9 protein-coding genes and 1 tRNA gene are annotated in these 12,925 nt (G+C 48.4%); 6 read left to right on the top strand and 4 right to left on the bottom strand.

Features of this window, described 5'->3' with window-relative positions; all coding sequences use genetic code 11:
* Window positions 1-122: 122 nt before the first annotated feature.
* Complete coding sequence (locus tag BOC67_RS15750; protein ID WP_291911559.1) at window positions 123-719, bottom strand: tRNA-(ms[2]io[6]A)-hydroxylase; 597 nt, start codon at window positions 717-719, stop codon at window positions 123-125.
* A 61-nt stretch (window positions 720-780) separates the two neighbouring features.
* Here BOC67_RS15750 and BOC67_RS15745 point away from each other — a divergent pair, with 61 nt between their 5' ends.
* From BOC67_RS15745 to BOC67_RS15730, 4 genes are all read left to right on the top strand, one after another.
* A complete protein-coding gene (locus tag BOC67_RS15745; RefSeq protein WP_291911558.1) occupies window positions 781-1,884 on the top strand; it encodes an 8-amino-7-oxononanoate synthase in 1,104 nt (367 codons plus the stop codon).
* 52 nt (window positions 1,885-1,936) lie between these two features.
* On the top strand, window positions 1,937-4,360 hold the full coding sequence (locus BOC67_RS15740) for a penicillin acylase family protein (RefSeq protein WP_291911557.1): 2,424 nt from the start codon (window positions 1,937-1,939) through the stop codon (window positions 4,358-4,360).
* 73 nt (window positions 4,361-4,433) lie between these two features.
* Window positions 4,434-4,506, top strand: a tRNA-Lys gene (locus tag BOC67_RS15735).
* A gap of 604 nt (window positions 4,507-5,110) precedes the next feature.
* The gene (locus BOC67_RS15730; RefSeq protein WP_291911556.1) at window positions 5,111-6,547 is read left to right on the top strand and encodes a hypothetical protein; all 1,437 of its coding nucleotides are present in this window, start codon (window positions 5,111-5,113) and stop codon (window positions 6,545-6,547) included.
* Between the two features lie 525 nt (window positions 6,548-7,072).
* Here the strand turns inward: BOC67_RS15730 and BOC67_RS15725 are convergent.
* Entirely contained in the window at window positions 7,073-8,695 is a 1,623-nt protein-coding gene (locus tag BOC67_RS15725; protein ID WP_291911555.1) for an NADP-dependent glyceraldehyde-3-phosphate dehydrogenase, read from the bottom strand.
* Between the two features lie 283 nt (window positions 8,696-8,978).
* Here BOC67_RS15725 and BOC67_RS15720 point away from each other — a divergent pair, with 283 nt between their 5' ends.
* Complete coding sequence (locus BOC67_RS15720) at window positions 8,979-9,815, top strand: hypothetical protein (RefSeq protein ID WP_291911554.1); 837 nt, start codon at window positions 8,979-8,981, stop codon at window positions 9,813-9,815.
* A gap of 33 nt (window positions 9,816-9,848) precedes the next feature.
* Window positions 9,849-10,304: a hypothetical protein gene (locus BOC67_RS15715; protein WP_291911553.1), complete on the top strand. Its 456-nt coding sequence runs from the start codon at window positions 9,849-9,851 to the stop codon at window positions 10,302-10,304.
* Window positions 10,305-10,366: 62 nt separating this feature from the next.
* On the opposite strand, the gene BOC67_RS15710 is transcribed toward BOC67_RS15715, so the two are convergent.
* Both BOC67_RS15710 and BOC67_RS15705 read right to left on the bottom strand, forming a co-directional pair.
* Window positions 10,367-12,004 (bottom strand): ATP-binding protein, encoded by a 1,638-nt coding sequence (locus tag BOC67_RS15710; protein ID WP_291911552.1) that lies wholly within the window; start codon window positions 12,002-12,004, stop codon window positions 10,367-10,369.
* A 156-nt stretch (window positions 12,005-12,160) separates the two neighbouring features.
* Window positions 12,161-12,877 (bottom strand): terpene synthase family protein, encoded by a 717-nt coding sequence (locus BOC67_RS15705; RefSeq protein WP_291911551.1) that lies wholly within the window; start codon window positions 12,875-12,877, stop codon window positions 12,161-12,163.
* Between the last annotated feature and the right edge of the window lie 48 nt (window positions 12,878-12,925).

Genomic DNA, 12,925 nt, shown 5'->3' with positions numbered 1-12,925 from the left:
AGTGATGGTTTTGTGATTAGGCTGGTGAGGTGAACTTTTTAGGGGCCGTTATGGCCGGCGTGGTTATTACCCCGCAACAAGTTTCAGGAAGATCGCCAGGACCTTCCTGAAACAAGCAAATATTAATGCATTCTATCGCCTCTTACTTCAATTTCCTTGAGGATTTCCGCTTCGCGTGCCAGCCATTCCTGCCAGCGGTTCCGTACTTTTTCCTCATCAAAATATTCGTTGGCAAGGTCGATAAACAGGCGGTAATGGCCTGCTTCGGAGATCATGAATTTACGGTAGAACTCGCGCAGGTATTCATCTTCCAGGCCTTCGCTGAGCAGGCGGAAGCGCTCGCAGCTGCGCGCTTCAATGAGGGCGAAGATGAGGAGATTGTCCAGCAGGGAATCGTCCGCACTGCCTCCCTTCACTTTAAATTCCATCAGGGCGTTAACATAATCGTCCTTTCTTTGTTTACCCAGTTGGAGTCCTCTCTTTTTCATTTCGGCCAGCACCTGGCGGAAATGACCCCATTCCTCCGTAACGATGGGCGCCAGTTCCTCTACCAGTTTGGTTCTGTTGGGATTGCGCTGGATGAGGGAGATGGCAGAAGATGCGGCCTTTTGTTCGCAGTAGGCATGATCTGTCAGGATATCCGTCAGGGATATGGCTGCCAGGTTCACCCAACGCGGATCGGTCGGGAGTTTCAGACCTAATATGGAAACTTTACTCATGATATTTTCGGAAATCTAATTTTTTGCGAAGATAAGTTTGATTTTTAACTTGACGGGTATTATGGACGACATCTTACAACAACAGCTACAGGAGCGGCTGGCGCAGCATTCCTTCCGCAGTCTGCGGCAAACCGGCAACCTGGTGGACTTCTGCTCCAACGACTACCTGGGGCTGGCGCGCAGCGGCGCTATGCACGAAGCGGTGCATGCCCTCCTGCAGGACAGGCCGCACTGGCAGGGCAGTACCGGCTCCCGCTTGCTGGCCGGCAATTACGCGTGGATAGAGGAAGTGGAGCAGGACCTGGCCGTTTTCCACCAGGCCGCAGCGGGCCTGATCTTCAACTCGGGCTATGATGCCAACCTGGGCTTTTTCAGTACCGTTCCCCAGCGGGGCGATACCATTGTGTACGATCAGCTGATCCATGCCAGCATCCGGGATGGCGTGCGGTTGAGCCGCGCCCAGTCGTTTTCCTTCCGGCATAATGACTTGGGGGATTTAAGGGAGAAGATTGAGCGCGCGGCGGGGCGTGTCTTCGTAGCCGTGGAATCCGTCTACAGCATGGATGGCGACGTAGCGCCGCTGGCGGCTATGGCGGCCATGTGCCGGGAGTTGAATGCCTTGCTGGTGGTAGATGAGGCCCATGCGACGGGCGTGCTTGGAGGGAAGGGCGAAGGGCTGGTGCAGCATTTAGGCTTGCAGGACCAGTGTTATGCCCGCGTGCATACCTTTGGGAAGGCCGTTGGCTGCCATGGCGCGGTGGTCCTGGGTTCAAAAGTGCTGCGGGATTACCTGGTAAACTTCTGCCGGGCTTTCATATATACGACCGCGTTACCTCCTGCGTCCATAGCGGCTATACAGGCCGCGTACAGTTTATTTCCGTACATGCCGGAGGCGAGGCAGCAGTTGCGGGAGCTGGTGGCTTATTTCAGGGCCGGCGCTGCGGGCTTGCAGCTCATTGAAAGCGATACGCCTATACAGGCAGTGGTAACTAAAGGTAACGAATATACGAGAACGGTGGCGGCAGCGTGCCAGTCCGCCGGCTTGGATGTACGCGCTATCCTGCATCCTACGGTGCCTAAAGGCGAGGAGCGGCTCCGCATTGTACTGCATAGTTACAATACCAAAACAGAAATAGATCAGTTGCTGCGCGTCTTAAAACAGTGATGGTAATAATCTAAAATTGGTGTATTTTAGAAATTACATTCTGTGAAATCATATGAGAATTATCCCCGCAGTCATCGCAGGCGCTGTCACTTTATCACTGACCTGGGCGCTCAACACCAAAATAGGATCGGTTCCGCCACTGGGTAAGTTATTGAGTCCGCAGCAAGGCTTCTGGATGAACGCCGAACCGATAGACGCTACCCGCGATCAGGTACAGCTGCCGGGCTTCAAAGGCATGGCCGAAGTGTGGTTCGATGATCGCATGGTGCCGCACATCTTCGCCAAAACAGAGGCGGACGCGTATTACGTGCAGGGATATATTACCGCGCGGGACAGGCTGTGGCAGATGGAGCTGCAGACGTTTGCCGCTGCCGGCAGGCTCTCCGAAATTCTGGGGCCATCCATGATTAACTACGACCGGGAAACGCGCCGCAGGGGCATGGGATACGGGGCGGAGCAGGCGTTGAAGGAGATGCTGGCCAACCCGCAGACAAAAGTAGTACTGGAATCCTATGCTGCCGGAGTCAATGCTTATATCGCTACCCTCACAGATGCTACCTTGCCGGTAGAATACAAGATACTCGATTACAAACCGCAGCACTGGGAGTTGATCAACTCCGCCTACCTGCTGAAATATATGGCGCACGACCTCGCGGGGTTTGCTAACGATCTCGAATATACGAAGGCGCGGCAGCTGTTTGATATCAGGGACTTCAACCTGCTGTACCCTGATTTCCTGGACAGCACCGACCCGATTATTCCAAAAGGAACCGCATATCAGTCGGCCACCGTTAAGGCCACACCGCCGCCGGACAGCCTGCTGGCGCTGGATGCCGCGTTTATGAAGTACCGCACGAACAATCCTGACCCTGCCAACGGCAGTAACAACTGGGCGGTAGGCGGCGCCAAAACCCGGCTGGGCGCTCCCATCCTCTGCAGCGATCCGCATCTGGGGCTGAGCTTACCATCCCTCTGGTACGAAGTGCAGATCAACACGCCGGATATGAATGTCTACGGCGCCAGTTTACCCGGCGCGCCGGGCGTGATCATTGGTTTCAATGACAATATCGCCTGGGGCGTAACCAATGGGGAAGAGGACGTGAAGGATTTCTACCGCATGGAGTTCCGCAATGGCCGCAAGGAATATTTATTTAATGGCAGCTACCGCCCTGCGGAGCAACGTATTGAAACTATCAAAGTCCGTGGCGGCGCTACGGTGTACGATACCGTGGCTTACACCGTGTTGGGGCCGGTCATGTATGATAACACCTTCCCGGAACATACTACCAGTCAGCAGTTCCTGGCTATGCGCTGGAAGGCCCTGGACCCATCCAATGAATTTCTCACCTTTTACAAGCTGAATAAAGCCAAAAATTACGAGGATTACCTGGATGCGTTGAGTACTTACCAGTGCCCGGCGCAAAACTTCGTATTCGCGTCAAAAAGCGGCGATATCGCCATCTGGCATAACGGGCAGTACCCTGCGCGCTGGAAGGATCAGGGTAAATGGATCATGCCCGGCTCCGATAGTACATACGCCTGGCAGGGGTATATTCCTCATGAGGAGCTGCCGCATATTAAGAATCCGGCCCGTGGTTTCGTAAGCTCCGCCAATCAGCGCGCTACGGACAGCTCCTATCCTTACCGCCTTTACGGGGAGTACGACCTGTTCCGCGGTAAGCGTATCAACGAAAAGCTCGCGGCTATGTCAGGCATTACGCCGCAGGACATGATGACGCTGCAGAACGATAATTATAATGAGTTTGCGGCCACTGCGCTGCCCGTATTGAAAAAGCACATGGATACGGCTTCCCTGAATGCGCAGCAACGTGGCTACTGGCGGGAGCTGGCCTCCTGGGACGCAGTGGCGTCGCCTGAGAGTCGCGCCGCAACGCTGTTTAACCAGCTCTGGATGCACCTGGAAGATACCATCTGGCTGGATGAGCTGTACCCGAATGACAGCGTATTCCTGCCTTTTCCGCAGTCCACCGCCACGCTGATGCTGCTGCTGAAGGATACGTCGTTTAAATTCATCGATAACGTACGCACGCCGCAGCGGGAAACCTTATCCGACCTGGTACACGACGCCTTCATAGCCACCGCCGCGGACGCCGCTGCTGCCGACAAGGAGGGCAGGCTGGCGCTGGGCAAGTACCGCGGCACGGACATCCGCCACCTGACGCGGGTGCTGAAGCCTTTCGGGGCCAATGGCCTGAACACCGGTGGTGGTACGCATATCGTAAATGCCACCAAGAAGAACCATGGCCCTTCCTGGCGTATGGTGGTGCAGCTGTCGGACAAAACGGAGGCCTATGGGATATATCCCGGAGGGCAGAGCGGCAACCCTGGCTCGCCTTATTATGAGAACGCCGTGGCGGACTGGGTAGCTGGGAAATACTACCTGTTGCATATTTTCCGTCCGGAGGATAAGGATGATCCGGTGATCCGGTACAAGGCGGTTTTCAGCGGGAAATAAAAAATTTTTAAGAAAATTTGGTTTGGAATGAATAATTCCTATCTTTGCACTCCCAATTGAAAAGAGGGTGATTGATTCCGTAGCTCAGTTGGTAGAGCAATACACTTTTAATGTATGGGCCCTGGGTTCGAGTCCCAGCGGGATCACGAAAATAGAACAGGCTTCCAGTTTTGGAAGCCTGTTCTATTTTATTTTATACCTGTGTACAACCTATCCTTATTCTGGAAAGTGTTTGACATGCTCCGTGTCAACTGGTGCTTCGCCAACTTTTTTTATTTCATGTTTTCTAATATAATATCAATTTACGCAATGGTGTTTCTCATAGTATTGTATTTTTTTTATATTAGCTAAAATTTGACAAGTGATGATGTAACAGGTCATGCAATTGTGTGAAGGATTGGACCCCTAAAATATCTTAAGCAAAATGACCATTGTTACCTGGCACAGAGCTAAACGCCCTGTTACCCAAAATGAGTCCTCTAAATCCTTCATATTTAACAATCAAACAGCGGGTATTCCAGAAGATCAGTGCTTTCGTGGATAAGTTTAAAGGAGTGGGAGGGCAGCTGTGAGATATATTAGGAATCAATAGTTTCAGTTGAAGGTTGTATTCTCAAAGAAATGAAATCTATTAAGAGGAGGTGAAAAATAAAACAATCGAAATAATTTCAATTTTTTAATCCCTATTAATTTACCCAAAAGCTCCCTAAAACTACTATGAGAGTACTATCAATTTTTATTCTGTGTTGTATGTTACAGCTCCAGGCAAAATCTCAGGCAATTCCTAAATCAACCATTTTATATATGGATGGTAAAGCTTCGGAAGCTATTCTACAGAAAACATTAGATTCTCTTTTGAGAACAACAGATTGTTCTAAAGAGTTTATGGTGTCTGACAAAGCGTTTAATACTATCACTGCGGGATTCCTTACTGCTGTTGCACCTGGCCCTAACGGCCAATTAAAAAATGGCACAAGTGCAAATTTGAAACTCAGTGATGATAAGCTGTCAGCAGATCTGCAAGCTGCTTTTCTTATTGGAAACAAAACAATTTTGAATTTTGGCTTCAACGGGGACGTAACCAATAATATATCGACTGTTTATTATGGAAAAAATGGTTTCGGGTCTGCATGGGGTGTGAAATTAGGTGTTAGCTATAGGTTTAGTCAAACACTCTTGTATGAGTCAAGGCAGGAGTGCTATAACTTTCAGGTTAGCAAGGCCGACTTTTTGAAGAAGCAATATGACAACCTAAGCAAATATACAGCGTTGAATTATGCCAATATGACCAGGGATTCTCTTAAGGCATTACTTGTTCAGTATGTGGATGCATATAAGAGAAGTTCATTCGCTAATCCTTATGATTCAGGTCGCGTTAAAGTAATTGGAGATACAATCAAAATTATAAGAGATCAATTGGATATGTTATGGGAATTATATGATTTGAGTAAGGATGGAAATCAATTGAAGAAAAACTACATTTTTGAATTAATGGAGGACTCGCTAACTGATTATGAAGTTAAGAATTCGAATTGGAAAGGATATAGTATTTGGCTATTTAACCTGAACAGTTTTTTAAATCAAAAGCCATTTACGAGCTATAATCCTTCTCCAATCACATACGCAGATAGATTTAACGATTTTTCATTTACTAATTGGGGAGGAACGCTAGGCTTTTCTTTTTTTGGTTATAATGCCAGGTTTTCCCAAAATGCAAATATAGATTTTGGTATCCAACGACAGGGGAATTATGAATTGCCGGAAAATAAAAAGTTTAAGAATGATTTCATTACAGACTCGGTATTAGTGACAGGATCAGGTAATACATCCTATGTATCTAATAAGCAAACTGCATTTGATAGCAGTCGATTGCCATTTAAGGATTATATGGTGGTTAGCCTTTCCGGACAATATACAATTCTGTTCGGTAAGAATAAAAATTTTGGTGGTAACATTACCGGCTATTGGGCCTACAGTAATAGTTATGAGGTGAAAAACAGAGTGGAGCTCTTCGTCGGCCCAGTGATTAGCTTACCAAATAAAGAGAATGATGGAAGTGCTATCAATTTTGCGCTTTTGGCAGGATACAAGAATATTGCGGACAAAACGCTAACCGCCAAAGAGAAATTTAGCGTTCAATTTAATGTTAGCGTTCCGTTTAAAATTATACAATTGGCCAAGAAGTAAAACCTTAGTGTCGTAGTGGCATGACTTTATTATCATTGATAAAGTCATGCCATTTTTTTCTCTACAGGCAGCCCGGAAAACAGACCTGCGTCCGCCTTTGTATCGCACCTGCCACTCCTGGCGGGAGTATATCAGCTGTTTAACAAAGGGATCAATTGCATCTTTCCCGCCAGCGAAGGGGGATAAAAGATACCTTTATCCATGTGCTTTTAATTATTAGGGGGAAAGATTTAATTTTTTCTATGAAAAATAATACGGGTTTGCCAGCTGATTTCGTAAACAACATGCCAAAGGGGCTAGGGCTGCAAAAGGTAAAGCGTCGCCTGGAAATGCTTTATCCAAACCGTCACTAAATGGAAATCACAGAAGATCGATATTAAAATGCCGGGCTTGTCAGGATTACGTATGCTGAAAATCATCTCCATAATAAATCCCGCCATAAAATTTAACTCTACCCTGCAGCTCCCCCAACAAAAGAGCCCCGTATCACTACAGGGCCTTCTCTCTTCAATAATGCAAACAATACTAAAAAATAAAGTTCGTACTCAAAAAGTCAGAACTATGCTCCTTCAGGATGTCCTCCAGCAGCGCTTTATTCGTGTCGTTACTCTTCGTTGCCACTAGCGACCTGATAGAGAAAGAGCGCAGCGCATCATGTACGGATAAAGTACCTTCCGCACTATCCTTACGGCCGGTGAACGGAAATACATCCGGACCGCGCTGGCACTGACAGTTAATATTTACCCGGCTCACCTGGTTCACCAGCGGATCAATCAGGCTGGCCACCTCTTCAGGATTGTTGCTGAAGATGCTCACCTGCTGGCCATGAGGGGATTCAATCAGGTAATCGATGGTTTCTTCAATATCGTCGAACGGCACCACGGGGATTACCGGACCAAACTGTTCTTCGCGGTACAGCTTCATCTTGCTGTTCACCGGGTAAACCACCGCAGGGAATACAAATGATTCGTTGGTAGCGCCGCCGTGCTCATTGATCACGGATGCCCCATGCGCAGCTGCATCTTCCAGTACCTCGCGGATATACGCAGGCTTACCGGGTTCTGCTACCGGGGTGAGCTGCACGCCTTTTACCCATGGCATGCCAAACTTCATGTTGGAGATGGCTTCGCTCAGGCTGGCGTTGAACTCATCCGCCACGGAACGGTGTACAAAAACGATCTTGATAGCGGTACAACGCTGACCATTATACGATAATGCGCCTAAAATGGTTTCATTCACTGCCACCTTGATGTCGGCATGCTGCGTTACGATCGCCGCGTTCTTAGCATCCAGGCTCAGCACCGCGCGGAGGCGGTTCAGCTTCGGATGGTGCTTGCGCAGGTCGTTGGCCACTTTGCTGGAACCAATGAAGGCCAGTACGTTGATTTTACCGGTTTGCATAATGCCGGGGATCACGGCGGCGCCACGGCCGTAAATGGTGTTTACAACGCCTTTCGGGAACGACTCCATGAACGCACGCAGCAGTGGATAATGCAATAAAGTACCGTGCTTCGGCGGTTTGAACAGGATGGTGTTGCCCATCAGCAGCGCCGGGATCAGCGTAGTGAAGGTTTCGTTCAGCGGGTAGTTGAACGGCCCCATACACAGCACCACGCCCAGCGGGGAGCGGCGTATCTGCGCAATCGTGCCTTCCTTGATCTCAAACCGACTGGAACTGCGGTCGATCTCCTTCAGCGCGTCAATGGTAGCGTTGATATATTCTATAGTACGGTCAAATTCCTTGATGGAGTCGGCATACGACTTCCCGATTTCCCACATGATCAGCTTAACGATCAGGGTACGCTGGTCTGTCATCTTCCGGGCAAATACAGAGAGGCAGTCAATACGCTGCGCCAATGGCATGGTAGGCCATTCGCCGCGGCCATTGTCATACGCTGCCAAAGCTGCGTCCAGGGCTTCAAAGGCTTCTTTTTCAGTGCCGAGCGGATAGGTGCCGATCAGCTTGCGTTTAAGTCCTTCAGGGGTAGGAATGTTAATCGGTGAATATACTTCGCTCACAGGACCATCCCATGGCTTCATTTCCCCGTTTACGAGGTACTCTCGCTGGTGAATTTCAGTAATGCGGAATTCTTCGGGGATTTCATTTTCTGCGACAAATATACTTTGTAGCTCTTCTTGAAAACTCATGTGTTCATAATTTATGCGTACAAAATACACAAATTAGAACGAATTATTTGCATAGAATGTTTTGATAGGGGTAGAAAAAATATCTATTTCTAACAGGGCCCAAATGGTTTAATGCATCATAACTTTTTTATTTTCAACGATTAACCTTAGTTTTGGCGGATTATTTACCAGGTAAGAATTAATACATTTATAACGTGTACAGCTTAATGTGAGCGATCTTATCAAGATGCTGACATTATTACCGGAACCATTGTAAAACGGCTACTTTTTAAAATTTTTTTGCATGGCTTTGACGAAAGTGATGATTACTGTGAAAAGTTACCCGACCTTAACTTCCCACTACGATGAGCAGCTCAGCATAGCAGGTTTCAGGGAAGATGGCGCTTTTATCAGGATCTACCCCATCTCTTTTTCACAAAAAACTTACGAAGAACAATACCAGTTGTACGACTGGATCGAAATAGACCTGGAGCGGAACCCAAGGGATTTTCGCCTGGAAAGCTTCCGCCCCGTGGACCCCGAGCTGCCCCTTAAAAAACTGGGGCATGCCGGCACCGCCAACTACTGGGAAGAACGCAAGGCGCTGGTACAAAAACAAATCTACCGCAACCTGGATAACCTGCTCATGGAAGCTAAACACGAGGCTTTCTACACCTCCCTGGCCGTCTTTAAGCCCCAACGCATCCTGGGCTTGGATGCTACGCCCGTAACACCGGAATGGGACAGCGAGCGCCTGGCAAAAATGCAGCAGGAAAAATATTACCCCCATGTATTTATGCAGGAAGAAGAACCCTTGGCCGCTTATAAAAAGTTGCCCTACCAGTTCACTTTCCGGTTTTTGGATGACAGTAACAAGGAAATAACGCTGCCCTTCGAAGACTTTGCATTGGCATCCCAGTATTGGAAATTGCTGAAGAAGCAACATGGCGCGGATAAAGAAGCGAAAGCCGCCAACGAACTCCGGAAAAAATACCTGCAGGATTACGTGCGCAATACCGACCTGCACTTTTTCCTCGGCACCACGCAAAATGTTCACGCTACGTCCAAACAACCGTTTACTGTTATCGGTTTATTTCACCCGGCAACGCCGCCTGCAGTAGTGCAGGGCAGCCTGTTTTAAGCATGGTCAAAGTGTCCTATCTTTAAGATTGTTATGATAACCGTACCAGATATCAATCAGCTGTTCAGCGACTTCGAAAAACGGCAACAACCCATCCGGAGCCTCGATAAGGTGCGTATCAGCGATGCGGATTACCTGCCCTTTATCACCAATTATAAGGGTATGGAGCTATGCGCAGATATCATCCTGTTCGATTATGAAACCTGCCTGCAGGAAAATCGCTACCTGGCGGAGCATTACCCGGACCTCGCGCCGGCGGTATGGCTCATCGCCCGCTCCGGACAAGGGGACGAATGGTGCATTGACCGCAAAACAATGCAGGTACTGTTTTATCATCATGAAAAAGGGGAGTATGCGGACCTCCATGATTTTTTGCCGCTGCCGGTGAAGTTTGCTGGCTTTGTTCAATTGGGGCTGGTGATCCGCCAGCTGGAAGCCTTGCTGGATGCGGAAGACATCCCTGCAGCGCCATTGCAGGCAGCCTATTAAACAGCATTGGACACCATACATCCGGAATTGTATGCACTATATCCTTACCAATATTTCTGAGATCAGCGTTTGAGTAACAGCCTTACGGGCACGAGGTGCTGCCGCAGGATGCTTTCCAGGTCCCGGGTGGAGTATGGCTTGGTCAACGCGCCATCGGCACGCAGTGTGCGCACCGTTTCGGCATTGGAATGGGAATCCCCCGAGAGGATGATCACCGGCACCTCTTTGAGCCGCTCATCGCCCCGGATATAATCAATTAAACCAAGGCAATTGGAAGTAGGCGTCAGCTGGTAATCCGTCAGGATCAGGCTCGGCGTGTTTTCGGAAAGGTAAGCCTTCGCTTCTTCCATATCTCCTACGGTAACGCAGGCAGCGCCGGTCTGCGCGATTCTTTTGCTGATGATATCCCGTTCAATGCGGTCGTCATCCACCGCGAGGATGCTGTACCCTCGCAGACTTCCTGGCGTGGAAAAAAGCTGGGTCTTTTTGTTTTTTGCTTCGCCTTTTTCCAGCGGCAGTTTGCAGCAAAATATAGTTTGCCCGTTTTCAGATTGCACGGTGATATCGCCCTGCTGCATTCGGGCATAGCTGCGGGAAAGGAACAGCCCCAATCCTGTGCTGTTGACTTCCACCGCAGAAGATTCGAACGCGTCGAATATCTTATGCAGCAAGCCGGCATCTATGCTGCCGCTGTTAATGGTTTGCACATATAAATACTTATTGTCGCAGGTAACCCTGATCTCCGCCGTTGTATTGGCCGGCGCATATTTCACCAGGTTGCTGAACAGGTTGTTGAAGATCTTCAGGCACAGGACTTCGTCCGTCACAATGTACGGGGGCAGCCCCTCCTGGTAATTCAACTGGATTTTTACGCCTCTGGAATTGGCCACGTAACGCTGCATGATGAACGTGGACTCAATGAGGTCTTTTAGGTCCACCGTGCTGCGTTGCAGCTGGTATTGCTTGCCTGAATTGATCCGGGAAAAATCAAGGCTGTTGTTTACGATCAATTCACTGATCAGGGTTGACTCAAGCAAGTGCTGAACTTCCACCTGCGTATCATGGTCAAAGTCGCTTCTCCGCGCATTCAGCAGCTGCGCAATGCCCAGTATGGAGTTAAGCGGGGTACGCAATTCGTGGGACAGCATGTCCACATACCTGCTTTTGCATTCTATCGCACTCGCCAATTCAACATTCTGCTCTGCAATTTTGCGGGTGAGTGAGTAAAACTTCGAATTCACCCAACTTTTTACAAAGTAGAAAATAGTAACTGCGGATAAACTGCTTCCTGTAAATACCACTATCCATCTTACCAAAATAGCATGGCGATAAGAGATATCCAACGGCTTAAACCAGTGATTATAATAGTTGAGTTCCAGGAATATCAACATGCTGACTACCATGCCGGCCGGAAAAAGCAACAGCTTCTTCCCCCTGAGCAGGTAACAGCTGGCGCCCAGCAGAAATGCTACCAGCAAATGGATTTCCGACAGCGGACCGAGGAGTATGCCGTAAAACACCAATGCCGCATTCAGGATAGTGAAAAACAGGCATATGGTAAGATCCAGCCCCAGGTACTTTGGCAGATATGGTATAACAAAGAAGAAAATACCAATAAACGTTTCAACGTAGAAAATGGGGGTGAAGTCTAATACCTTTCCAACTGCCATGCCACCTGTGAGCGACAAAACAGCGATCAAAAAGGAGATCCGTTTGAGGACTAAAAGCGTCTCAGTTTTGCTAAAAGCTTTCATGGAAATTTTTAAGGGTTATTAGCCTTGAGGGGAATTACGATCCAAAAAATAAAATAGAATATTCTTTGGATCGTAAGTTACTGAAAAATGATCGTTTTTTTGTTAATCATTGGTTATTCCATAGCGCTGCGATTTTATTTTATACCATTTCAATTGGCCCTCCAGCAGGATCATCGTGTTCTCCCAATACTGCAATACCTGCCTGCTCCACTTGCCAAACTGCCCGATCTTACGGTTGAAGGCCAGCAATTCAAGATAATCTTTTTTCCTTATCCTGATCGTTTCCTTCAGGGCTTTTTCAATCGAAATGCCTCTCTCATTGGCAATAACCAGCACAAGGTTCATGGATTCTCCTTCCAGCAATTCTTTCTGATAAGAGAAGATGTCGTTATCATAGATCATCAGCCTGCTGGCCAATAACCGCATCCGGTGAATGTCCGGGTGGTAAATAATCTCATCAGGCATAATCTTGTCCGAGATTAATTCCAGCAGGTCCATCACCATAAAGCCGCCGATCAAACGATCCCTGATCTTGAAATACTGCTCCTCCGTCGGGTAGGTGCGATGCTCCTTGTAGCTGAAAGTATCCATCAGCAGGCCCTGGAAATAAAACTTGTGCGACTTTAAGAACCGGTTCATCCATTGCGGCGTAGTCTGTTCCCGCAGCTCTGCACAGGTAATGCGCAGCTGATCGAAAATGGCATTTGCAGGCGGAATAGGCTCATTGCTGATAGTAGCCAGGGCATTCCTGCAAATTCGTTTTAGCTCATCTTTCGGATAAGGCCCGTAAAAGTCATCAAAAATGAAAGCCCACAACATCCAGCGTGTTATGGGCTTTAAGGTCTGCATGTCTGCTCTCGGAAGTAC

The organism is Chitinophaga sp. CB10 (genome assembly GCA_001870995.2).
Classification (GTDB): domain Bacteria; phylum Bacteroidota; class Bacteroidia; order Chitinophagales; family Chitinophagaceae; genus Chitinophaga.
The sequence above is the reverse complement of the archived record's forward strand: the minus strand, read 5'-3'. Positions and strand labels throughout refer to the sequence as shown.

Excerpts from the sequence above, each read along its gene's own strand:
- BOC67_RS15750 (WP_291911559.1), bottom strand. The coding sequence starts at position 719 with ATGAGTAAAGTTTCCATATTAGGTCTGAAACTCCCGACCGATCCGCGT.
- BOC67_RS15745 (WP_291911558.1), top strand. The coding sequence starts at position 781 with ATGGACGACATCTTACAACAACAGCTACAGGAGCGGCTGGCGCAGCAT.
- BOC67_RS15740 (WP_291911557.1), top strand. The coding sequence starts at position 1,937 with ATGAGAATTATCCCCGCAGTCATCGCAGGCGCTGTCACTTTATCACTG.
- BOC67_RS15730 (WP_291911556.1), top strand. The coding sequence starts at position 5,111 with ATGTTACAGCTCCAGGCAAAATCTCAGGCAATTCCTAAATCAACCATT.
- BOC67_RS15725 (WP_291911555.1), bottom strand. The coding sequence starts at position 8,695 with ATGAGTTTTCAAGAAGAGCTACAAAGTATATTTGTCGCAGAAAATGAA.
- BOC67_RS15720 (WP_291911554.1), top strand. The coding sequence starts at position 8,979 with ATGGCTTTGACGAAAGTGATGATTACTGTGAAAAGTTACCCGACCTTA.
- BOC67_RS15715 (WP_291911553.1), top strand. The coding sequence starts at position 9,849 with ATGATAACCGTACCAGATATCAATCAGCTGTTCAGCGACTTCGAAAAA.
- BOC67_RS15705 (WP_291911551.1), bottom strand. The coding sequence starts at position 12,877 with ATGTTGTGGGCTTTCATTTTTGATGACTTTTACGGGCCTTATCCGAAA.